Annotated in this window: 21 protein-coding genes; 6 read left to right on the forward strand and 15 right to left on the reverse strand. The window is 68.2% G+C overall.

Annotated elements, in window-relative coordinates; translation table 11 throughout:
- Window positions 1-24: 24 nt before the first annotated feature.
- The 8 genes from VGV60_06420 to VGV60_06455 all read right to left on the reverse strand — a co-directional run bounded on the left by VGV60_06420 (window position 25) and on the right by VGV60_06455 (window position 5915).
- Window positions 25-1152, reverse strand: a complete 1128-nt coding sequence (locus VGV60_06420; protein HEV8700889.1) for an AI-2E family transporter — start codon at window positions 1150-1152, stop codon at window positions 25-27.
- Between the two features lie 45 nt (window positions 1153-1197).
- Entirely contained in the window at window positions 1198-1689 is a 492-nt protein-coding gene (locus tag VGV60_06425) for a hypothetical protein (GenBank protein HEV8700890.1), read from the reverse strand.
- 80 nt (window positions 1690-1769) lie between these two features.
- A complete protein-coding gene (locus tag VGV60_06430; GenBank protein ID HEV8700891.1) occupies window positions 1770-2096 on the reverse strand; it encodes a BON domain-containing protein in 327 nt (108 codons plus the stop codon).
- A gap of 193 nt (window positions 2097-2289) precedes the next feature.
- Window positions 2290-3186, reverse strand: a complete 897-nt coding sequence (locus tag VGV60_06435) for an EamA family transporter (protein HEV8700892.1) — start codon at window positions 3184-3186, stop codon at window positions 2290-2292.
- Window positions 3183-3851, reverse strand: a complete 669-nt coding sequence (locus tag VGV60_06440) for a MarC family protein (protein ID HEV8700893.1) — start codon at window positions 3849-3851, stop codon at window positions 3183-3185. The genes VGV60_06435 and VGV60_06440 overlap by 4 nt, the downstream gene beginning before the upstream one ends.
- A 71-nt stretch (window positions 3852-3922) precedes the next feature.
- On the reverse strand, window positions 3923-4972 hold the full coding sequence (locus VGV60_06445) for a GntG family PLP-dependent aldolase (GenBank protein ID HEV8700894.1): 1050 nt from the start codon (window positions 4970-4972) through the stop codon (window positions 3923-3925).
- 120 nt (window positions 4973-5092) lie between these two features.
- Entirely contained in the window at window positions 5093-5371 is a 279-nt protein-coding gene (locus VGV60_06450) for a GlsB/YeaQ/YmgE family stress response membrane protein (protein HEV8700895.1), read from the reverse strand.
- Between the two features lie 4 nt (window positions 5372-5375).
- On the reverse strand, window positions 5376-5915 hold the full coding sequence (locus VGV60_06455) for a BON domain-containing protein (GenBank protein ID HEV8700896.1): 540 nt from the start codon (window positions 5913-5915) through the stop codon (window positions 5376-5378).
- Window positions 5916-6090: 175 nt separating this feature from the next.
- Between VGV60_06455 and VGV60_06460 the strand changes: the two genes are divergently transcribed.
- From VGV60_06460 to VGV60_06475, 4 genes are all read left to right on the forward strand, one after another.
- A complete protein-coding gene (locus tag VGV60_06460) occupies window positions 6091-6318 on the forward strand; it encodes a DUF6496 domain-containing protein (GenBank protein ID HEV8700897.1) in 228 nt (75 codons plus the stop codon).
- 54 nt (window positions 6319-6372) lie between these two features.
- A complete protein-coding gene (locus tag VGV60_06465; GenBank protein ID HEV8700898.1) occupies window positions 6373-7407 on the forward strand; it encodes a cyanophycinase in 1035 nt (344 codons plus the stop codon).
- Between the two features lie 246 nt (window positions 7408-7653).
- Window positions 7654-8397, forward strand: coding sequence for a lytic transglycosylase domain-containing protein (locus VGV60_06470; GenBank protein ID HEV8700899.1), 744 nt, complete (start codon window positions 7654-7656; stop codon window positions 8395-8397).
- Window positions 8398-8596: 199 nt separating this feature from the next.
- Window positions 8597-11782: a glycoside hydrolase gene (locus VGV60_06475; GenBank protein HEV8700900.1), complete on the forward strand. Its 3186-nt coding sequence runs from the start codon at window positions 8597-8599 to the stop codon at window positions 11780-11782.
- A 21-nt stretch (window positions 11783-11803) separates the two neighbouring features.
- Here VGV60_06475 and VGV60_06480 read toward each other — a convergent pair whose 3' ends face one another.
- Window positions 11804-13936 carry a S9 family peptidase gene (locus tag VGV60_06480; protein ID HEV8700901.1) on the reverse strand — a complete coding sequence of 711 codons (2133 nt, stop codon included), beginning with the start codon at window positions 13934-13936 and terminating at the stop codon, window positions 11804-11806.
- 270 nt (window positions 13937-14206) lie between these two features.
- Between VGV60_06480 and VGV60_06485 the strand changes: the two genes are divergently transcribed.
- A complete protein-coding gene (locus tag VGV60_06485) occupies window positions 14207-17053 on the forward strand; it encodes a serine/threonine-protein kinase (GenBank protein HEV8700902.1) in 2847 nt (948 codons plus the stop codon).
- A gap of 87 nt (window positions 17054-17140) precedes the next feature.
- Here VGV60_06485 and VGV60_06490 read toward each other — a convergent pair whose 3' ends face one another.
- Both VGV60_06490 and VGV60_06495 read right to left on the reverse strand, forming a co-directional pair.
- Window positions 17141-19582, reverse strand: coding sequence for an ABC transporter permease (locus VGV60_06490; protein ID HEV8700903.1), 2442 nt, complete (start codon window positions 19580-19582; stop codon window positions 17141-17143).
- A gap of 251 nt (window positions 19583-19833) precedes the next feature.
- The gene (locus VGV60_06495) at window positions 19834-20172 is read right to left on the reverse strand and encodes a sodium-independent anion transporter (protein HEV8700904.1); all 339 of its coding nucleotides are present in this window, start codon (window positions 20170-20172) and stop codon (window positions 19834-19836) included.
- On the opposite strand from VGV60_06495, the gene VGV60_06500 reads away from it, so the two are divergent.
- On the forward strand, window positions 20098-20922 hold the full coding sequence (locus tag VGV60_06500; protein ID HEV8700905.1) for a molybdopterin cofactor-binding domain-containing protein: 825 nt from the start codon (window positions 20098-20100) through the stop codon (window positions 20920-20922). The two genes, VGV60_06495 and VGV60_06500, sit on opposite strands and share 75 nt — an antisense overlap.
- 88 nt (window positions 20923-21010) lie before the next feature.
- Here the strand turns inward: VGV60_06500 and VGV60_06505 are convergent, their stop codons facing one another.
- From VGV60_06505 to VGV60_06520, 4 genes are all read right to left on the reverse strand, one after another.
- The gene (locus tag VGV60_06505; GenBank protein HEV8700906.1) at window positions 21011-21796 is read right to left on the reverse strand and encodes a hypothetical protein; all 786 of its coding nucleotides are present in this window, start codon (window positions 21794-21796) and stop codon (window positions 21011-21013) included.
- Window positions 21787-22053, reverse strand: a complete 267-nt coding sequence (locus VGV60_06510) for a hypothetical protein (protein ID HEV8700907.1) — start codon at window positions 22051-22053, stop codon at window positions 21787-21789. Before VGV60_06510 ends, VGV60_06505 begins: the two co-directional genes overlap by 10 nt.
- A 192-nt stretch (window positions 22054-22245) precedes the next feature.
- Window positions 22246-22539, reverse strand: coding sequence for a hypothetical protein (locus tag VGV60_06515; GenBank protein ID HEV8700908.1), 294 nt, complete (start codon window positions 22537-22539; stop codon window positions 22246-22248).
- The gene (locus VGV60_06520) at window positions 22536-23300 is read right to left on the reverse strand and encodes a 4Fe-4S dicluster domain-containing protein (GenBank protein HEV8700909.1); all 765 of its coding nucleotides are present in this window, start codon (window positions 23298-23300) and stop codon (window positions 22536-22538) included. Before VGV60_06520 ends, VGV60_06515 begins: the two co-directional genes overlap by 4 nt.
- Window positions 23301-23311 lie beyond the last annotated feature (11 nt).

A 23311-nucleotide genomic window follows, 5' to 3' on the forward strand; every position in this document is an offset into this window, starting at 1 on the left:
GTCCGTCCGTTCCCGCCCACGCGCTCAGTCGCTTCCGAGCATTTCGGCGACGGGTGACAGCGCGTCATCGTGCGCGCAGTAGATCTTCAGCATCGCCAGCACCGGCACGGCGATGAGCAGGCCCACCGCCCCCCAGATCCAGGCGCCCGCCATCAGCGCGATCACGATGGCCGGAGGACTCAGGGACATCTTTCGGCCCACGATGATCGGAGTGACGAACTGCCCCTCCAGCGTGGCCAGGGACAGGAACACGACGGGGACGAGCAGCGCCCCGGACAGCGTGTCGAAGGTCAGGATGGCGACGAGGGTCAGCACGATCAGGGTGACCGCGCTCCCCAGGTAGGGCACGAAATTCAGCACGGCGGCCACGACCCCCCACAGCACCGGATTGGGCATGCCGAGGAGCGACATCGCGACCGCCGTCGCGGCCCCCAATCCTGCGTTGATGCAGGCGACTGTGAAAAGGTAGCTGGAGATCTCCTGCTCGATCTCCGTGGCGAGCTTGACGACCTGGATCTTGACACGCAGGCGGGGCGAGATCCTCACCAGCTTGCGCAGGGACGCGTCGCCGAAAGCGAGAATGAAGTAGAGCAGGATGATCACCTCCACCGCGTGCAGCAGGGCCGCCCGCGTCGTTGCGACCACGCGCGCCGCGAGGGAGGGCTCCTTGACGGTCACCTCCGTCGGCGGCGTGTCGCCATCCACGCGGGTCATCTCCTCCACCGTGTCGGCCGCCAGCCGGGCCTCGATCATCGAGGCCTTCACGGTCCGCAGCCTTCTCTCGATCTCGCGCATCGTCTCCGGAGCGCGTTCGATCCAGCTGGTGGCGGGGTCGGCCAGCGCGTACACTCCGAAACCCGTCGCGCCCGTGAAGGCGGCGACCACGATCGCGGCGGCCAGGGGGTAGGGCAGGTGCAGCGTGCGCAGCCGCCGCACCATGGGGGCCAGCACGATGGCGAGCAGGCATGAAATCACCAGAGGCAGGAGCAGCGGGCGCGCGATCCGCAGCGCCTCGCCGATGGCGAACAGCAGCAGCACGCCCAGCGCCGCGCGCCCCGTCCGGCTGTGCCACCAGGGAACGGACGCGTAGACCTCCAGCGGGGATTCGACGCCCGTCGACCCGTTCTGTTCCGCTGCGGCCGAATCGCGCATGCGACCTCACCAGGGAGAGGATGACGACTGCGTCGGAGGATCGGATCAGAACCTGATGCCGGCCCCCAGCACCGCCTGGGTGTCCTCGGAGACGACGACCTTCATCTGGCCGTACGGACGGACGTCCCCCTTCGTCGCACCGACACCGAACACCAGGTTCATGCCCGCGTCGGTCTGGTCGGCATTCCCCGCCACGTTCTGGTCCCTGAAGAGCATCGTCGGGCCGGCGCCGGCCCAGATCGTGTACGGCTGGCCGGTCGGGAAGTCGTAGCGAAAGTCGAGACTGAAGGCGGTCAGGCCTCCCTCCTCGACGAAGGCGTGCTCGATGTTGGGATTGCCGGACCAGTGTTTCGTGCCGCCGAGCCCGAACAGCGCCTCGGCTCCGAGGAACGGCTCCTCGGCGTCGGTGTAGGCGCCACCCCGGATCCCGAAATCGGGCCTCGCCAGGCTCGGGGAGATCGACAGGCACCCGGCGAGCGCGCACGCGCTGACGAACAGAAGGACTCGAACGACCCTATCCTCGCGAATCGGTTTCACCCTTCCCTCCTTGCGGTGCACGGACCATCCGCCGCTCGATGGACTGACGGGTTGCCCTCGGATCGAATGGATCGGCTGGATCAGCCGTGAACCGTCAACTCGTTCACGACTTCCCTGACGCTCTCGATGTCCTCGGCGACCATCACGGCGAGCTGGCGCTCCGCCTCGGTGCGGACCTCGCCTCGCAGCGTCACGATGCCCCGGTTCGTGTCGACGTTGATGTCCGTCGCCGCGACGCCCGGCTTGAGGGCCAGCGCGATCTTGACCGATGCCGTGATCGAGGCGTCATGAATCGCGTCACCGGCCGTGCGAGACTGCTCCGCCGGCTGGTCCGTTCCTGCGCAACCCCAGGCCAGCACTCCGGCCAGTGCGAACGCCCCGAGCCAATAACCCAGACGGCGATTCATCGATACCTCCTTTCGATGCATCTCAGTCGAACTCGTGGGATGGTGAGAGCAAGCACGATGCCAGGCGGCTCCTTGCAGACTTAAGCTCTGTGTTCGGAGCACTTGTCGGAGAGCCGGAGCTGTCAGGCCTGCCCTGAATGGATGCGAAACGCGTCCCCTCGGGGGGACAGAGGAGCGAGCCCGGCCCGGCGGGTCACGCCGACGAATCGCGCCTCGAGGTTCCTCTCCCCCAGAGCACGGCGACGTTCCCCGCGACGCAGAGCAGAATCCCGAGCGCCAGGGACATGTGCCAGCGCAGCCCCTCGAAGAAGGCGGACAACAGCAGGGCCACGATCGGGATGGCCACCGTGATGTAGCCCGCGCGATCGGCCCCGATGCGTCCGAGCAGCACGAGGAAGGCTCCGAACGCCAGAATGGAACCGAACACGGCAAGGTAGGCCAGGGAGAGAAGGTAGCGCGGCGACCAGTCGAACAGGAACGGCTGGCGGGTGACGAGCGCGAACGCGGCCACGAACAGGGCGCCGTAGAGCATCCCGAAGGTGTTCATCTGAACCACCGGCAACCCGCGGCCATGGTTCCGGGACGCCACGATGTTCCCCAGCGAGGCGGTGACCGCTCCCCCCAGCGCGAACAGGACGCCGAGCGTCGGATCCCCCTTGCCGGTGCCGCGGCCTATCTCCGGCAGGAACACCAGCACGATCCCGCCGATCCCCAGAACGGCGCCCAGCATGGTGGGTCGTTTCAGGGGGGTGCCGAAGACGATCCGTGTCCCGACGATGTTCAAGACGACCAGGAGGGAGAAGACGACCGCAACGAGCCCCGACGTGACCTCCGCCTCGGCGAGGTAGACGCACATGTAGTTGATGCCGAACAGCAGGAGGCCTTGCAAGGCCATCCAGAGATGCTCGCCCGCCGAAAACCGGAGTCGGAGGCCCTTGATGCGGGCCCAGGCGAGGAGGATCAGGCCCGCCAGGGCGAAACGGTAGGCCACCGACACGACCGGAGGCACCGTCCCGAACTGGAAGGTGATCGCCAGCCAGGTGGAGCCCCAGATGAGGACCGATGTCAGGTAGAGACCGAGAGTGCTCACACGCCGTCCGAGCGGACCGCGTTCTGCGCGCCCTGGAGCTTCACATACCCGCCCTCGCGCAGCCCATCCAGGACGAATTGCACCGCCATCGTGGCGAGCACCAGCCCCATGAGCCGACTGAGGACGTGGATGCCGGTCTTGCCGAGCACGCGCTGGAGAAGCGCCGAGTAGGTCAAGAGGACGTACGTGGCGATCCCCGTGAGAACGATGGCGACGTAGATCGGGACTGCGGAATCCCAGGAGGAGGTCGGCCGCATCAGCACCATGACGGTCGAGATGGCGCCGGGGCCTGCGAGCAGGGGGATCGCCAGCGGAGTGATCGAGATGTCCGTTTTCTCGATCCCCTCGCGGATTTCCTCGCTCCTCTCGCGGCTCGGCCTTTCGGCTCTCAGCATCTCCAGCGCGGTGAGGCCCAGCACGATGCCGCCGGCGATCCGGAACGCCGGAAGCGTCACGCCGAAGAGCCTCAGGATGAGCCCGCCGGCCGTCGCGAAGATGACCAGGATGATGGTCGAGGCGACCGACGCCTTGAGCGCCATCGCGCGCCTTTTCCCGGGCGAATCGTCCGCCGTCATCGTGAGAAACGCGGGGATGGCCGCGAGCGGATCCACGATGAAGAAGATCGAGACGATGGGAATGAGCCAGCTGTCGACGAAGCTCGGCATGCAGGCGCGACTCTACCCGAAAGACCGCGGGCCGGCAACGGAAGCCCGGTTCCGCAGCCCGTTCGGACCGATCAGGACGCTGGTGTGAAGACGGCGCGTGCGGCGGCGAGGGCCTGCTCCACCTGCGCGCCGCTGACGTCGAGGTGGGTGACGGCCCGGATCGTGCGCGGACCCATGGCTCCCATCAGGATGCCCTGCGCGGCCAGCCGCTCCACCGCGGTGGGCGCGTCGAGCGCCCCCGTGACGTCGAAGTACACCAGGTTGGTCTCGACCGCGGCCGGATCGATGACGATCCCGGGAAGCGCGGACAGGCCCTCCGCGAGACGTCTGGCGTGCGCGTGATCCTCGGCCAGGCGATTCACGTGATGGCGCAGCGCATAGATGCCGCCGGCCGCGATGATGCCGGCCTGGCGCATGGCTCCGCCCATCTGCTGCTTCAGCCGCCAAGCCTCCGCGATGAACTCGCGCGAGCCGGCGAGAGCGGCGCCCACCGGCGCCCCCAGTCCCTTCGTGAAGTCGATCCAAGCAGAATCGAAGGGTTTTGCGAAGTCGCGTGCGGGGACCCCGCTCGCCACCACCGCGTTCATGAGGCGGGCGCCATCGAGGTGGGTGCGGAGACCATGCTCCCGCGCCACGGCCGTCACCGCGCGCAGCCGCTCGAGCGGCCACACCGAGCCGCCCCCGAGGTTCGTGGTCTGCTCGACCCAGAGCAGCCGACTCCGAGGCATGTACCGGTTCTCGGGCCGGATGGCCGCTTTCACGGTGGCTTCGTCGAACTGGCCGCGCGGTCCCTCCAGGGCGCGAGCGTTGACGCCGGCCAGAGCCGCGGGCCCCCCCGCCTCGAAATGGAGGGGATGGGCGGTGGCGTGCGCGAGCATCTCATCGCCCGGGCGGCAGTGCACGCGCAGAGAAATCTCGTTGCACATGGTCCCCGAGGGCAGGAACACCGCCGCCTCCTTGCCCAGCAGCTCGGCCACCATCTCGACCAGAAGATTGACGGTGGGATCCTCGAGCTTCTGCTCGTCCCCGACCGCCGCCTCGCACATGAAGCGGCGCATCTCGGGCGTGGGACGCGTGACCGTATCGCTGTAGAGGTCGACCGCGATCGTGGAGGTCGTCATGGCGCCCCATGCTAGCCGACGCCCCACGGCGCCCGCAACCCGGGCCGCTCCCCGTTCGGGGCCGATCCAGCGAGCCGCCCTCGGCCGGGGTTCGCCCTCCCGTCCGCGCGCGCTCCGGTCTCAGCCGCTCGTCCGGGGGCGCACCAGATGCAGCACCGTGACGAACAATGCGGCGCCGATGATCGACCAGACGATCGGGAACATCCTGTCGCCGACGTGAAGCGGGAGAACTTCGCCGAGCCCGAGTGAGCGCGCCAGCCACGAACCGAACAGCGCGCCGACGAAGCCGAGCGCGATTGAAGTCAGGAAGCCCCGGTGCGAGTACCCGGCGATCGACTGGGCCAGGCTGCCGCAGATCCCCGCCACCAGGAGGAGAAGGAGAAAATCGAGCAGCGACATCCGCCTACCCTCTACTGATGACCAGGTTGGGCTTGACGTCCCGGACGTGCTCCGTGGCGCGGGCGACCTCGACCGCGCGGTCCATCTGCTCCTGGCTGCCGACGCTTCCGGTCAGGAATACGACCCCCTCGCGAGTGTCGACGTCGATTTTCAGGCCCTTCACCTGCGGGTCCTCGAGGAGGCGGCTCTTGACCGCCGCGGTGATCACCGCATCGTCGATGTGCTCGCCTACGGTGCGGCCCGGTTCGGGCGCGTCTCCCGATGCGGCGCCGGTCTTCACGGCGAGCATGTCGACGACATTGTCGACGCCGCTCGTCGACCGGGCGATCTCGAGAGCTCGATCTTTCTCGGCCTGAGTGTCGAGATTGCCCGTCAGTGTCACGACCTTGTTCTGAGTGGACACTTCGATCTGCGAAGACTTCACGGTGGAGTCGACGGCCATGCTGGCCTTGATCTTCGCCGTGAGGACCGCATCGGGCTGCGCGCAGGAGAAGGTCAGGACCGCCAGAGCGAGGACCGGCCACATGAATCTACGAAGCGTCATCGTCTTCATTTATGCTCCTTTCTGAAATCTGTCGCCTCCGTGTGACACGCGATCCATTCGGAACCGCCCGCCACGACGATTTCGACTGACATTCGACCTCGCGGCATAGACATTGCAACATCCATGCCCTCGAGCATGAAACAACCGCAGCAGATTCGGAATGGAGGTGAATGCCATGTCGCGAAAATCAAGTCGTCGAAAATATCCGCCCGAAGCCGCGCGCAAGGTCCAACGTGCGATGCACGAAATGAAGCGCGGCGGGTTGCGGTCAGGCAGATCTGGACGGACCGTCAGGCGGCGGGAACAGGCGATCGCGATCGGACTCTCGGAAGCGCGCCGCGCGGGAGCGAAGATCCCTGCCCCGCGTGCTCCGAACCGATCCCCCCGCGCCAGGAGAAGTTGACGCGCCCCGGGCATTCCTGATTAACTCAGCGGACCTTACCAAAGGAGGTCCACCATGCGCAACACGCCGCTTCACCCACTGGGCTTCATCGTCATCGCCTGCCTGTTCGTCCCGTCCCTCCAGGCCGCGCCGCGCCCCAAACCGGGATTCGAGGCCTTCATCGTCGGAAATCCCGCGGATGCTCCGGAGCCGTCGGGATTGAGCTCCGGGCTCGTTCTGATGGGGGGCGGCCTCGACGTGGACGAAGCGTACCAGTGGATGTGCCAGCGCGCCACGGGCGGCGATTTCGTGGTGATCCGCACCAGCGGGACGGACGCCTACAACCCGTACCTCCAGCAACTCTGTCCGCAGATGGATTCGATCGAAACCATCATCATCACCACCACGACCGGCGCCAACTCCACCTACGTCAGGGATCACATCCACAACGCGGAGATCCTCTGGATCGCGGGCGGAGACCAGTCGACCTACACCGCCCTGTGGCGAGGCACGGCCGTGCAGACCGAGGTGAACTACCTCCTGAACACCAAGCAGGTTCCCGTGGGCGGGACGAGCGCGGGCCTCGCGGTGCTCAGCCAGTTCATCTACACGGGGGCCCTCGGCTCGGTGACCTCGAGCCAGGCGCTGGCGAATCCGTTCCATCGCTACGTCACGCTCGACCGCGACCTGTTCGATGTGGCGCTGGGGGCCGACAAGCTGTTCGATTCGCACTTCGTGACGCGAGATCGGATGGGGCGGACCATCGTCTTTTTGGCGCGCATCGTCGACAACGGCTGGTCGGCGCAGCCTCGGGACATCGGCATCGACGAGCACACGGCGGTGCTCGTGATTCCGACCGGCATGGGCCCTACGGTCGGCACGGGCACCATGGTCGGCACGGGCGCGGCGTACTTTCTGCAGGCGCCGGGCCCGGCGGAGGTCCTCGCGCCGAAGACCCCGCTGACCTATCACAACATCTCGGTCTACAAGGTCCCGCAGGGCGGCACGTTCAACCTGGTGGACTGGACCGGCACAGGCGGCGTCGCTTACACGCTCAACGTGGATGCAGGTGTACTGACATCGACCCAGGCCGGCGGCAACATCTATTGAAAACAGCTCGAAAGGCATAGACCCGCCTCGACCTCTCTTCAGTTCAGGTTGGATGACGCGGGTGACCGGGCCGGGTATTCACGCCCGCCACCGCTGCGGCATAATCGTTCCATGCCGTCGCATTCACCCTGGCGCGCTCCCAGGAGGCGTCCGCGAAGAAGGCGCGCGCCCTGGGTCCGGAGAACGACCGTCCGTCGCCTCGCGCGGTGGAGCCGGCGCCTGGTCCGGTCGGTACATCGCTCGATCGTGGCGCTGCAGTTCGCACCGCCTCTGGTCCGCGTCGTCGCGGGCGTGGTCGTCTTTCTGGCGGCGTGGGCGGTGGCCAATGCCGCGTACCAGGCGATCCTCAAGCCGACCGAGCTGTTCTTTCCGGTGAGCGGTGCGCTCGCCAAGACCCCCGCCGAGACCTGGCGGAGCTACGGGCCGCTCTTCTATGAGCACTCCACCGCCGTCATCACGCCTGCCTTCCTGGCCGCGCTCGCCCAGGTCGAAGGGTCGGGCAACCCCGTGGCGCGGACGTACTGGCGCTGGCGTCTGGCGCGGAATCCGTTCAAGGTGTACCAGCCGGCGTCGAGCGCGGTCGGCATGTACCAGATCACCGATGCGACCTTCAGCGAAGCGAAGCGTTACTGCATCCACGACCACGTGGTGGTCGAGGATGGCCCCTGGCTCGACCTGTCGTCCTGCTGGTTCAATGCCCTTTACACCCGCGTCGTGCCGAGCCACGCCATCGAGATGACGTCCGCCCTTCTGGATCGCAGCGTCGCGAGCGCCATCGGGCGTCATCGGGTCGCCGCCGCCACGCCCGAGCGCCAGCAGGACCTGGCCGCCGTGATCCACCTGTGCGGGCCGGGGGTCGGCGATGCCTATGCGGCGCGCGGCTTCCGTCCAGCCGCCCACCAGCGATGCGGCGACCACGACGTCGGCGCTTACCTCGGGCGGGTCAACGCGATGAAGCGGCGGTTCGCCCGCATGGGAGCGGCCGGCTAGAGCGGAACGATCCGGCGGGGGGCCGGCGGGCGCTGCATGGCTTTTGCGTGCCCGGCTCCGGGGCCGCCTGCAGCAGGCGCGACGCAGACCGCGCCTGGCGCAACCTCCTCGCCCTGTACAAAGCGGCCTTGTGATCGGCGGCTCGGAGCCTATAATTCCCGGACTCTGGGGGCCCAACGTGATGCGACGGATTCGAGGCGTGCTCGTAGCTCTTGCGCTCGCGCTTGCCGCGCAGTCTGCCGGCACAACCGTTGCGCAGCCGATTCCCGAGACGATGTATCAGGGATTGCGCTGGCGCATGATCGGCCCGTTCCGCGGCGGGCGCAACCGCGCGGTCGCCGGCGTCCCGAGCCGGCCCGGCGTCTTCTACACGGGCGCGGTGAACGGCGGGGTCTGGAAGACCGACGACTACGGCCACACCTGGCGGCCGATCTTCGACGCCCAGCCGACCCAGTCGATCGGCGACATCGCGGTCGCTCCATCCGACCCGAGCATCGTCTACGTCGCCTCGGGGGAAGGGCTGCGCCGCCCGGACCTGTCGGTCGGAAACGGCATTTATCGATCGACCGACGCCGGCCTGACCTGGACCTATCTCAACGCCTTGCGCGACGGCCAGCAGATTCCCCAGCTGGCGATCCATCCGGACGATCCCGATCGGCTCTTCGCGGCCGTCCTGGGACATCCTTACGGGCCCAACGAGGAGCGCGGCATCTTCCGCTCGACCGACGGCGGCCGGAGCTGGACGAAGGTGCTGTACGTCGACGCGAACACCGGCGGGTACGACGTCGCCATCGATCCCTCGCGCCCCGGCATCGTGTATGCCACCCTCTTTGAATCGCGCCTGGCGCCGTGGGAAGACGGCAACCTGTACGGCGCCAAGGGGGGCGTCTTCAAGTCGACCGACGGCGGGGACACCTGGCGCCGGCTGACCAACGGACTCCCGGACAACCTCCTGCAGGCCAACATCGCGATCGCCCGCAGCCAGCCGAAGCGCCTCTATCTCACGTTCTCGACGACCGTGCCGAGCGAGTACGGCACCAACAAGGGGATGGGGTTCTACCGGTCGGACGACCGCGGCGAGAGCTGGACCAAGGCGACCGACGACCCCCGTTCCGCGATGAAGATCGGCGGCGGCGATCTGCCCATCGCCGAGGTCGATCCGGCCGACCCGGACGTCGTGTACAGCTGCGGCATCGTCCTGGGAAAATCCAGCGACGGCGGCACGACCTGGTCGAGCTTCAAGGGAGCGCCGGGCGGCGACGACTACCAGAACCTGTGGATCAACCCGGGCAACCACGACATCATGCTGCTCGCCTCCGATCAAGGCACGGTGGTCACGGTCAACGGGGGCAGGACGTGGAGCTCGTGGTACAACCAGCCCACCGCGCAGCTGTACCACGCGATCACCACCAGCGAGTGGCCGTACAAGGTGTGCGGCGGCCAGCAGGAGAGCGGCTCCGTCTGCATCACCAGCCGGGGCAACGACGGATTCATCTCGAATCGCGACTGGCACCCGGTGAACGTGATCGAGTACGGATACGTCGCGCCCGATCCGCTGAATCCCGACATCATCTTCGGCGCCGGCCGCACCACCGTCACCCGGTACGACTGGAAGACCGGGCAGACCCGGAACATCACGCCGCTGCCGGTCAAGGGGGACTACCGCGCCGAGCGCACCGAGCCGCTGGTCTTCTCTCCGATCGACAAGCGCACGCTCTATTACGCGACCAACGTCCTGTTCCGGACGACCGACTACGGAGAAACCTGGAAGATCATCTCCCCCGACCTGTCGCATCCGAGCCCGGGCATCCCTCCCGGAGTCGGCGGCATGGCCGACGGCGACAAGGCCGCCGCCAGGAAGCGCGGCGCCATCTACTCCGTCGCGCCGTCGTTCAAGGCCATCAACACCATCTGGGCGGGGAGCGACGACGGCCGAATCTGGATCACGCGAAACGGCGGCGGGAGCTGGAAGGACATCACCCCTCCCGGGGTGAAGCCGTGGAACAAGGTCACCCAGATCGAGGCCTCGCACTTCGACGACCACACCGCGTACGCCTCGGTCAGCGGCTTCCGCGTCGACGACCTCGCGCCGCGCATCTACCGCACCCGCGACGGCGGGCGCACCTGGCAGCTCATCGTCGAGGGCCTCGACCCCTCGCCGGTGAACACCGTTCGGGAGGATCCCGTCCGGAAGGGGCTGCTCTTTGCCGGCACCGAAACCGGCGTCTGGGTCTCGTTCGACGACGGCGGCCGGTGGCAGCCGCTGCAGCTCAACCTGCCGCACAGCTCGATGCGCGATCTCTGGATCCACGACAGCGACCTGATCGTCGCAACCCACGGCCGTTCGTTCTGGATCCTCGACGACATCTCGCCGCTGCGCCAGGCCACGGCCGCCGCGGCGGGCAGTGACCTGCTGTTCGCTCCGGCGGCCGCAATCCGCGCCCCGCAGTCGACCTACGCCGAGACGCCGATCCCACCCGACGAGCCGCTGGCGCAGAATCCGCCCAGCGGCGCGGTGATCGACTATTACCTCGCCCGGCCGGCGTCCGGTGCCGTGATGATCGACATTCTCGACGACACCGGGAAAATCCTTCGCACCTTCGCGGGCGATGATCCGCCGGAGCTGTCGCCCGAGGAGCTCAGGAAGCAGCTGATCCCTCCGTCCTGGGCGCGCGGGCCCGGGAACCCGGAGACCTCGGCCGGCATGCACCGCTTCGTGTGGGACCTGCATTACGAAAAGCCCGTGTCGGTGACGCACGAGTACCCGATCACGGCGGTGCCGGGCGACACCCCGCGCCATCCCCTCGGCCCGGTGGCGGTCCCGGGCCGGTACACCGTGCGGCTCACGGCCGGCGGCCGGTCGCACAGGGCGCCGCTCATCGTGAAGCTCGATCCACGCGTGAAGACCTCACAAGCCGGACTCCAACGGATGTTCGCGCTGCAGAAGAGGCTGGCAAGTCTCGTGGATCGCAGCTCGCGGGCGATCCTGCAGGCGAGGTCGCTGCAGGAGCAGGCGGCCAGGCTCGAGCCGAAGGGCGTCCTCGCCGAGGCGCTCAAGGCGTTCACTTCGCAGGCGTCGACGGCGCTCGAGGGACCGGAGAATCCGCCGGCGGGCGTACCGAAGCCGATCGGCCTGAACAGCGTGAACGACGACGCGTACTCGGTCTACGGCATCGTCAGTCAGGTCGACGCGGCGCCGACCGCAGCCCAGCTTGCCGCGACGGCAAGGATCGAGCGTGACCTCCCGGCGGCCCTCGGTGTCTGGGAGAGGATCCTGAAGACCGACCTCCCGGCGCTCAACTCCGATTTGAGGCAGGCGGGGCTGCGCGAGCTCGATCCGGCGCAGGGTCCCCGGGACGGCGAAAACCAGCGGAACGAGGAGTAGCTCATCCCCTGTCCCCGGGCGTCAGCCGCGCACCCCGAGCAGGTTCAGCAGGAAGGCGTACTCCTCGGCGGTCTCCTTGAGGCTCTCGAATCGCCCCGAACGGCCTCCGTGCCCGGCCGACATGTTGATCTTGAACAGCAGCGGATTCCCGTCGGTCTTCGTGGCGCGCAGCTTCGCGACCCATTTGGCCGGCTCGAAATACTGCACCTGCGAATCGTTCAGCCCGGTGGTCACGTAGAGCGCCGGGTACCGCTTCGCGCGGACATTGTCGTACGGCGAGTACGACCGGATGTAGTCGTAGTACTTCTTCTCCTTCGGGTTCCCCCACTCGTCGAATTCGTTCGACGTGAGCGGGATCGTCTCGTCGAGCATGGTCGTCACGGCGTCGACGAACGGGACGTGCGCGACGATGGCGCGGTACTTCTCTCCGCCCATGTTGGCCACGGCGCCCATCAGGAGGCCGCCCGCGCTGCCGCCCATGGCGAAGACCTTGTCGGGGGCGGCGTACTTCTCGCGCACCAGGAAATCGGTCACGTCGATGAAGTCGGTGAAGCTGTTCATCTTGTGCAGCAGGCGGCCGTCGTCGTACCAGGCGCGCCCCATCTCCTGGCCGCCGCGGATGTGGGCGAGGGCGTAGACGAAGCCGCGGTCGAGAAGCGAGACCGCCGCGATCTCGAACGCAGGGTCGGACGAGGCCCCGTACGCCCCGTACGCGGTCTGGTACATCGGCGACCGGCCGTCACGCTTGAACCCTTTGCGGTAGGCGAGCGACACGGGAACCTTCGTGCCGTCACGCGCCGTGGCCCAGACCCGCTCGGTGGCGTAGTTCGCCGGATCGTATCCGCCCAGGACCGGCTGCCGCTTCAGGAGTCGCCGCTCACCCGTGCGCATGTTCATCTCGAACGTGCTGTCCGGCGTGATGAGCGAGGAATGGGCGTAGCGCAGCATGTCGGTCCCCTGCTCGGGGTTGATCGACAGATCGTCGGCGCTTGCCGCCTCGTCGGAGGGGATGACGGTCGACTTGTCGAGGCTCGTCCACTGGCGCACGCGCAGTCGCAGCAGCCCTTCGCTGCGCTCGTTGATCACCAGGTAGTCGCGGAACAGCGCGAAATTCTCGATGAAGACCCCCCGGTCGTACGGCAGCAGCTGGCGCCATTCACCCGCCACGCCGGTCTCGAGGTCGGCGGCGGTCATCATCCGGTAGTCGGGGGCGTCGAGGTTGGTGCGGATGATCCAGCGGCCGGCGATGTGGTCCGCCTGGTACAGGTGGTCGGTCCGGCGTTTCGCCAGCGGGCGGGGGGCCGACCCCGGGTCGTCGGCGTCGATCACCTGCGTTTCGGTCGCGACGGTGCTCCGGAGCCGGATCAGGATGTAGCGCTCGTCGCCCGACTTGTCGATGGCCAGGTAGAAGCTGTGATCCGCCTCTTCGTAGACCACCGGATCGTCCTTCGGATCGCTTCCGAGGACGTGCCGCCTGACCCGCGTCGAGAGCAGCGTCACCGGATCGTTCTCGACGTAGAACACGGTCCGATTGTCGTTCGCCCAGGCGACTCCGTTGCCCAGCCCGGAAATCCGTTCCGGCCTGTCCTGCCCGCTGGCGATCTCCCGGATGCGCAGCGTGTACTGCCGCCGGCCGGCGACGTCCTCGAGAAACGCCAGCAGGTCCTGCTTCGGGCTGACCACCCGGCGTCCCAGCTGGTAGAACGACTTCCCCCCGGCCTCGCGGTTGGCGTCGACGAGGAGCTGCTCGCGATCCGAGTCGATCGGCCGGCGCGCCTGGATCGGATACTCCTTCCCGGTCTCGAAACGGGTGTAGTAGACATAGTCCTTGTACTTGTACGGGACGCTGCTGTCGTCCTGCTTCAGCCGGCCGATGATCTCCTTCGACAGTGTCTCGGTGAGCGAGCGGTAGGGAGCGGTCCCGGCCTCGTAGTAGGCGTTCTCGGCCTTGAGGTAGTCGAGCACCTCAGGCTTCGAGCGGGTGTCGTCGCGCAGCCAGTAGTACGGGTCGTCACGCGTGCCGTTGGGCGACGCGATCGCGTGCGGCCTCCTGTCGGCGACCGGCGGCCGGACCTCCGCCGCCGGGTGCGTGTCGCGCGCCAGGGCCGGCGCCGCCAGGGCGAGCGCGGCGATGAGGGGGATCGACAGTCTCAGTTTCACGAGTCCTCTCCTTTCCGAACGCTCCAGGGTCGGGGAGCGCGATCCTAGATCGGCCCGAACCCGTCGTGCAATGCGTCGGCCGACGCGGGTGTCCTGCGGCGGGTCCCGGCGCCGGGGTCTCACCCAGCCTGGTCCCCCCGGGTGACCGGTCACTGCGACGCCGAGAGCGCCGAGGCCTGCATGCGGGGGAATCGAGCCGGGCGGGCTCGCGCGCGATTGACCGGCAGCACCGCTTCGACGAATAATCCTCGCACGACACGGCCCATGTCCAACATCGACCTGGAGCAATGGCGACGTCTGTCGCCGATCCTCGATGCCGCGCTCGAGCTGCCACCCGAGCGCAGGAGCGCCTATCTCGACGCGGCCTGCGCCGGGGACACCCGCCTCCGCGCCGCGGTGGAGGCGTTGCTGCATACCGCGGATCGCACGACGGGCTTCCTCGACCGGCCGGCCAACGTGCCCACCTCGCTCCTCCCCGGGCGATCCCCCGAGGGAGGGAGGTTGGAGCATGCCGACGGTCGGGGCACGGTCGCGCTGCCGCCGCTTCGTGACGTCGAACGGTTCCTCCCGGGCTCGATCGTCGGCGGGCGCTACCGCATCGTTTCGCTGCTCGGACGCGGCGGCATGGGTGAGGTCTACCGGGCCGATGACCTGAAGCTCGGACAGCCTGTCGCCCTCAAGTTTCTTCCTCCTTCTCTGGAGCGGGACACGAACCGTGTGGAGCGGTTGCTGCGCGAGGTGCGCACGGCGCGCCAGATCGCGCATCCGAACGTCTGCCACGTGTGGGATGTCGGCGAGCACGACGGGGCCCACTTCCTGTCCATGGAGTATGTGGACGGCGAGGCGCTGGCGTCGCTCTTGATACGCATCGGGCGACTGCCACGCGAAAAGGCCCTCGATGTCGCGCGGCAGATCTGCGCGGGCCTCGCGGCGGCGCACGACCTGGGCGTCGTCCATCGCGACCTGAAGCCGGCGAACGTGATGATCGACGGCCGTGGACGGGTGCGCATCGCCGACTTCGGTCTTGCCGGCCTGGCAGACGAGATTCACGGGCTCGAGATCCGCGCCGGAACGCCTGGTTACATGGCGCCCGAGCAGCTGGACGGTCACGAGGTCACCGTCCGCAGCGACGTCTATGTTCTCGGGCTGGTGTTGTACGAATTGTTCACGGGGAGGCGCGCTTTCCAGGCCCGGACGATCGCGGAGCTGCGCCGCCTCCAGGAGGAATCGTCTCCAGCCAGCCCAGGACAGCTCGTCGATGGGCTCGACCCGGTGGTCGAGCGCGCCATCCTGAGATGCCTGGAGCGGGATCCGAACCGGCGACCCGCATCGGCGCGCGCCGTTGCCACGGCCCTCCCGGGAGGCGATCCGCTCGAGGCCGCGCTCGCTGCCGGGGAGACCCCCTCACCGGAGCTGGTCGCGGCCTCGGGGCCGCGCGGGGCGCTGTCATCCCGCTCGGTTCTCGCTCTCGGCACGGCGTGGCTTGCCGCCCTCGCCCTGGTCCTCGGTGCGGCTGGCAAGACCTCAATCCTTGGTCGCATGCCCTTCCCCCAATCTGCCGAGGCACTCAGCGCGCATGCCCGCGAGACTCTCGAGTCGCTGGGCTACCCTGGGCGTCCTGCCGATTCGGCCCGGGGCATCGTGACGAACTTCACATACCTCCACTGGCTTCAGACGCGCGGCGCCCAGCCCGATCGGTGGGCGGCGCTCGCGGCTCCGGGGAGCCTCGGAATGTTCTTCTGGTATCGCGAGTCGGCCGGATACCTCGTTCCGCAGAACCCGGACGGGATCCCCGACCCTCTCGGTGATCCCCCGTTCCAGCCGGGGGACATCCGGCTGTGGACCGATCTGCGCGGACGGCTCCGCTTCCTCGAGGCGTTCCCCCCGGAGGCCGAATTTTCCAGGAACGGGGGCTCCGAACCGAACTGGATCCCGCTGCTCTCGGCGGCCGGACTGGCGGAGGCGGACCTGACGCCCGTGCCTCCCACCCGCATCCCCAGGGTCGGATTCGACGTCCGCGCGGCGTGGTCGGGCACCTTGCACGACGCGGGCGACGTCCCCGTCCGCTTCGAAGCGGCTGCCTGGCGGGGGAAACCGGTTTACTTCGAATGCATCTTTCCCTTCGATCCCTACTGGTCGGCCACCGGTCCGGAACGGCCCCAGGTCGGCAATCGCCTGTTCACGGCGCTGTGGACGGCGTGGATCCTCATCGTTCTCGCCTTCGGTGGCTTTCTCGTCCTGCGCAACCTGCGTCTCGGCCGGGCCGATCGACGCGGCGCGTTTCACCTCGCCGCCTTCGTCTTCCTGGCGCATGGCCTCTGGTGGGTTCTCGGCGCCCACCACGTCCCCGTTTTGTACTCGGAGCTGACTCTTGTCGCGATCGCGGTCGGCCGAAGTCTCTGCGCCGCCGCGGTCATCTGGTGTCTCTACGTTGCCCTCGAGCCCGCCGTCCGCCGCCTGTGGCCGCGGGGCCACGTTGGATGGAGCCGCCTCCTCGCGGGGCGCTTCCGGGATCCCCTCGTCGGGCACGATCTCCTGATCGGGTCGCTGTCGGGCCTCATCTGCACGATCCTCTGGAGCCAGCTCCCCATGCTCCTCCCCGGATGGCTCGGGGTGGATTCGACGACGCTCCCCCTGTCGTTTCCCGGCCCCGGATTCTACGGACCGCCCTCCGAAACGCTTCTGGGCGGCCGCTTCGTCGTGGCGGGACTGCTGCCGGCCGTCCTGACCGCGATCTACGCCACCCTCGCCGTGTGGGTCCTGGTCCTGGCGTTCCGGGTCGTCCTGCGGAAAAACGCCTTGGTGGTCATCGCCTTCGTTGCCTTCTGGACCGTGCTGGGATGGCCCGCGGAGTTCAGTGGCTATGCGTGGACCGGCCTGGCCTGCGGGTTCGCCGGCGCGGCGCTGGTGACCGCGACCTACCTGCGCTTTGGACTGCTCGCGACCGCGGCAGGTTGCATGACCACGATGCTCTATCATTTCTTCCCGATGACCACGGACGCTTCAGCTCCCTATTTCGGCACCGGGCTCGTCGGCATTCTCGTGACCGCCGGCCTCGCGGTCTACGGCGCCGTCACTTCACTCGGCGGACGGCGACTCTTCGTTGCGTGAGTCCTCCGCTGACCGTCGAGACATCCGGCCCCCGCCCGCGCAGCGCCTTTTCGACAACTGCCACGCGATGTCGTGCGGTGCCGTGCTCTATTCTGCCCGCAATGCTTCGGTGGGGTTGATTCGCGAGGCGTGCCTCGCGGGGAGGTAGCAGGCGACCTGGGCGATGGCGATGAGCAGGACGGTGGCGCCAATCAGGACGGACACGCTGCTCGTCTGCATGCCGGGGAAGGCCGCCGCGATCAGCCTGGATGTGCCGAAGGCGCCCAGCAGGCCGATGGCGGAGCCGATGATCGCGAGCTTCGCCCCGGAAGTGAGCACGAGACGGGTGATGTCTCCGGCTTGCGCCCCCAGAGCGAGGCGGATGCCGAATTCCCCGGTGCGCTGCGCCACGGTGCGCGCGATGACGCCGTAGACGCCCAGGGAGGCCAGGCCGAGCCCGAGCACGGCCAGCGCGGACAGCAGGCTCCCGAGGACCCCCAGCTGGTAGTTGGCCCGGACGATCGTGGCTTCGGCGGGCTGGACCTTGCGCACCGGCAGGTCCGCGTCGAGCGCCATCATCGTGGTGCGGATACCGGCGACGAGGGTGGCCGGCGCGATTCCGGCGGTGCGGACGGCGACCTCGTTGAGGGGCCTGGGTTCCTGGGCCATGGGTTGGTAGAGCTGGTAGGTGGTCACGGTGTTTCGATCGGGATAGACCGATTGGACGTCGCCGACGACGCCGACGATCTCCCCCCATTCGATGGTTGTGCCGCCGGCCTGGGCGATGCGTCGACCGAGGGGATTCTCGTCACCAAAGAGCCCGCGGGCCATGGCCTGGTTGATGATGAAGACTCTCGGGGAGGCGAGCACGTCGCCGGCGTTGAAGGCGCGCCCGTCGAGCAGGCGGGTGCCGACGGTTTCGAAATAGTGGGGACTGACGCCGTTGATGAGCGCGGCGGGCTCACGGCCCGGCTCGGGAGTCTCGCGACCTGCGACCAGGTACCTGCGGGGCTCGGACAGACCGAAGAAGGGCATCGAGTAGGAGAAGCTGGCGGATGCGACGCCGGGCAACGCTTCGAGACGCTCCAGGGCGATGCGCTGGAAGTCCGTGATGTCCTTGTCGCCCGGGTAGGTCGTGGCCGGGAGGACCATGGTGCCGGTGACGAGGTGGTCGCATTCCCAACCGTATCGACGGTTGTTCAACTCGTGGAGTCCGCGCACGAAGAGCGAGGCCCCCGCGAGCAGGACCATGGCGAGGGCGAACTGGCCGACGATGAGGACGTTGCGGAAGCGTCGGTGGCCGCGATCTCCCGTGGTGCCGCGCGATCCGCTCTTGAGAGTGCTGTTGAGATCGAGCCGGAGGGCGAAGAGCGCGGGGGCCACGCCGAAGCCCAGGGCCGTCAACAGACAGGCGACGAACGCCCAGCCGAGGACGTGCCAGTCGAACGTGAGAATCACGCCGACGCCATTGTCCCCTGCGCTGGCGACCGAGATCCAGTCGAAGGTCCACATGGCCATGAGGATGGCGCACAGGCCGCCCGCGAAGGCCAGGAGGAGGGACTCGACGACCAGGGGGCGCACCATCTGAGAGCGCGAGGCGCCGAGGGCGGAGCGCACGGCGAACTCGCGAGCGCGGGCCATGGTACGGGCGAGAAGCAGGTTCGCCAGATTGGAGCAGGCGATGAGCAGCACGAAACCCGAGAGGCCGATCAGCATGACGACGATGTCCTGGCCATACTTGGGCAGAAACGTCTCGTCGATCGGGACGGCGCGCCAGGTGCCTTCGGCGTTCGCGGCCGGGAAGTCGGCGGCAAGGCGGCGGCCGAAGCTCTCGATGAAGACTTCGGCCTGCGCCCGGCTGAGGGCGGCGGAGCGAAGCCCGACGAGGCGGAGCCACGTGGCGTTGCGGTCGCGGGCTTCCTTTTCGTCGAGACCCAGCGGCCGGAAGACATCGACCCAATTCAGATGGCGCCAGTCGCTGAAGTTGGCGGGGAGCACGCCGACGATCTCGTGGGGCTCGCCGTCGATGCGGACCGTGCGGCCGAGGATCTGACTGTCACGCCCGAATCGATCCTGCCAGTAGCGGTGGCTGATGACGAGGACGCGGTGATTGCCCAGGATTTCTTCGTCGGGACGGAAGCCCCGGCCGAGTTGAGGCTTGGTGCCAAGGGTGGAGAAAAGATTGGCGGTGATGCGCAGGCCTTCGGCCGTCTCGGGCGGTTTGCCGGGTTCGGAGAGGCTCATGTCCCAAGCGGCGTAGGCGGCGATGTCCCCGTAGCCGTTCACCTGGGACTTCAGCTCGAGGTAGTCGGCCGGCGAGATACCGCCGCGGGGATTCTGGGGAGTGGCGCGATAGATGCGGTCCAGTCGCTCTCTGTCGGGATAGGGCGCCGGGCGCAGCAGGTATCCATTGAGTATGCTGAACATCGACGTGTTCGCACCGATGCCGAGTCCGAGCGTGATGATGGCGATGAGGGTGAAGCCGGGAGAGCGACGCAGCGACTTGATCGCGAAGCGGATATCACGAAGAATGGCGAGTCCGGCGCTCACGATACGTCCTCCGTGTGGTGCCCTGTCCACCAGCCTGTAGGATGGTTCCTGCCAGTCAGCTTCGCTTTTGTGTAAGCAGGTATCGTGCCAGGGTCTGGCGCCGGCTCCATCGCCCTAGGTGTCAAGGCGTTGTGCCCGGGCCCGGCGCCCATGACGGCAGACGCCTGTCCGCTCCCGACACCCCGCGATCCCAGAATCGGGACTCGGCGTCAGGCCGGGAGATACGTGTCTCAGGGTGCGGCCATCGCAGGTCACAACGACGCGTCAGCGTCGGGTGAGATTGGGGCGGAGGAATCCGGCTCGACGCCCGCCGGTGCCCCCGCCTGCGGTCGCTCGATCTCCGCAAGGTGGCGCAGGCCTAGAGTGATCGCTTCCTGATAGGAGTCACACAACGCCAGCCGGCCGGGTCGGTTCTCCCGGCCGGCGCGCTCGATCACTTCGCGCGGCTGGCGCAGGAGACCGCCGAGGACCACGAAAATGCCGGCCTCACGCAGACGCTCGACGGCCGATTCGAGATTCACCCGGCCGGTGGCGTCCATGACCGGCACGGCGCGCACGTCGAGCACCACGACCTTGACGTTCTTGCGCAACGTTCAACGCCATCTGCTTCGTCGTGCAGTCGTTCATCGACGAGCTGGCGGGCGCCGCGGGCGTGGACCCTTTCCGCTTCCGGCTGGCGATGCTCGACGCGCCGTCGGCGCGTCCCCCGGACGTGGAGGACCCGCTGGACAAGTTCGACCCGAGGCGCATGCGGCGTCTACGAAGCCGTCGCCGCCAAGTCGGGGTGGGGCTCCCGCGCGCCGGCGAAGGCGACCGCTCCGGGGAAACGAACCGCGCTCGGGATCGGCGGGCACTTCTGCCATTACGGCTACTCGGCCGTGGTGGCGGAGGTCGGCGTGGACGCCAAGAACATGGTGCGGGTGAGCAAGGTCTGGTCGGTCAACGACATCGGGCGTCCGATCATCAACCCGAGCGGCGCCGTCCAGCAGGTCCAGGGCTCGGTGATCGACGGCCTGAGTCACCTGATGAACTACGAGATCACCTTCGAGCGCGGCCGCGCCGTGCAGAGCAACCTGCACGAGTACACGCCGCTGCGCATGGCCGAGACGCCGGCCGCGATCGACGTTCAGTTCCTCGAGACCGACCACGCGCCGAGGGGCCTCGGCGAGCCGGCCCTGCCACCGGTCCTGCCCGCGGTCGCCAACGCCATCTTCACGGCGACCGGCCAGCGCGTGCGCGCCCTGCCGCTCTCGAAAGTCTCTCCTGGGCGGCGGGAGCGTAGCCGGCCGCCAGTCCCTCAGATGCAGGCGGCTCGGAACATTGAGCTTGAGCGATCGTGATGGGAGACATGGTCCTGCTGGAAGACCAGGTCAACGCGGTGATGAGCACGGCGCTCGACAACGGCCTCGAGGTCACGGCACTTCACAATCACGAATCCGCGATCCGCGGCAATACGCCGCCGGGGCGGCCGAAATGCAGGACGGAATCGGCCGCCTCGCGCGGGTCCACGAAATTGCGCCGCGAGGCGCTGTAGTAGAGGCAGCCGATCTCCTCGGGGGGGCGCGATGCGACGAAACCCTCCACGGAGTCGAGCGCCTCGAGCCACTCCTGCTTCAGCGACCGGAGGTCGATCGGCGTCGCCAGATCGAGGCGCGCCAGGTCCTCCTCGCGAACCCGCCCGCGCCTCCGCAGCAGGTCCAGGAGGGACAGCGGCGTGAAGCCGGGGTCCTTGCCGCACGCCGCCCAGCACAGGGCGCCCAGCGCCAGCACCCTGCGGTGCAGATGAACTGCGTCCAGAACGTCGCGGGCTTCGTCCCGACCGGCCAGCGCGAGGACCTTGTTGACGGCGAGATCGACGGGGTGGAGCACGAAACCGACCCGCTCGTCGCGTTGGGTCGGCATGAACCGCCAGGCTGAGTCGCGAGCCCACTCGACCTTGGTGGCGTTCCCGCCCTGGCTTACGACGGCGCGGACGTAGCCGGCCTGATTGAGATCGACGTCGACAGTGAACTTGTGACGCTCGAGCAGAGCGCGATCGGCGGCGAACGCCTCCGCGACGCGCGCCTCCGTGTCGTGAAAGTAGTCGAGATCGCGGCTGAAGCGCGTCGTGTTCGGCTCGATCAGAATCGCTGCCCCGCCTGCCAGGTACGAATCGAACGTCCGATTCCCGGACAGCAACCGGGCCACGACTGCCTGATAATCGGTCAGCGGCACAGTCGGCTCGCCACTTCCCAGGCGTCACGGCCGCCGTGCCGGCGGAGCTGGTCGGCCACCCAGGCGACGTCGGACGGTCGGATCTCGTAGTCGGGATCGAACGACCAGAAGCACCTGGCGTGGAATCGCCGGTAGGCTCGGCGCGCTTCACGCACGCGGACCATTTGCCGGGCCATGCCGGGATCCAGAACCCGGCGGCTCTTTCGGCCGCCCCGCCGTCCGATCTCCGAGAGATAGTCCCTTACCTTGCGTTCCATGGCTATGTAATCATAGTCGGCTTACGATGTAAGTGCAATATCCAAAAATGAATTCGGCGACATAATGCCTCCAGCATTGGGAGGGTCCTAACGTGGTACGGGCGAGCCGCAGTCCTGCACGCGTTGACCACCAGCGCCTCTCGGCGCCGCGGCCGCGGGCTCAGCGCTTCCCTTTGCTCAGACGCAGGAGGGTCACGGCGATCCGCTAAGCCTGGCTCGGAAGCGTCCTGAGGTCGGCGGTCTCGTTCGGGTGTGACCGCCGTCCCCCATCAGGCCGATGCCGTCGAGCGCCATGTCCACGAGCCCCTCGGTGAACGAGACGTCCGCCCGCTCGGTGGCGTCGATGAGATCCCGCCGGGCGAGAGTCAGGGGCGCGCCCGAGTCCTCCTCGTCTCCAATCAGAATCGCCACGAGCGACAGCCGGTCGAGGGCCCCCGCCCCGCGCAGGGTCTGGAGGGCCAGGAGCATCACCACGTCCCCCTTCATGTCGATGATGCCCGCCCGAGCAGTCGCGGCAGCCCGTCCAGTATGCCGAGCGGGTGTGGCGGGCAGCCGGGGACGAACAGATCGACCGGAACGACCCCCGCGGCACCGTCGAGCTGCTCCGGATGGCCGGCGTACGGCCCGCCGGAGATGGCGCAGGCCCCGACGGCGATCACCAGGCGCGGCCCAGGGACGGCCTCCCAGGTCTTGCGCAGGGCGTGCTCCATGTTGCGGGTGACCGGGCCGGTGATGAGCAGGCCGTCGGCGTGGCGCGGCGAGGCGACGAACTGGATGCCGAAGCGGCCGAGATCGAAGACGATCGTGTTCAGGACGTTGACCTCGACCTCGCACCCGTTGCAGCCGCCGGCGCTGACCACGCGCAGACGGAGGGACCTGCCGAAGAGCCGCCGCGACTCGTCGCCGAGCGCCGCCGCCAGCCGCGGGCCGTCGCCGCCGAGGACGAGATCGTCGCGGCGGCGCGCCGCCATCCGGGGATCGTTGGTGAAGCGCACCGCGCCGTCCGGGCAGGCAGCCTCGCACTCGCCGCAGAACAGGCAGCGGCCGAGATCCAGCCGCAGCCCCTCGGGGCCGCTGGAGAGCGCCCCCGTGGGGCACGCGGCGACGCACTCCGCGCATCCCGAACGGCATTTCTCCGGCTGCAGGACCGGCAGCCCGCGCAGCCGCTCGGGGAGCGCCGGAAGCGGGCCCGGATACGGGACCGTGCGGTGCCCCTGGCGCGCGCGCACCAGCCACGATTTCAGCATGCCGGGCCGCC

The organism is Candidatus Polarisedimenticolia bacterium, from assembly GCA_036001465.1.
Classification (GTDB): Bacteria; Acidobacteriota; Polarisedimenticolia; order Gp22-AA2; family Gp22-AA2; genus Gp22-AA3.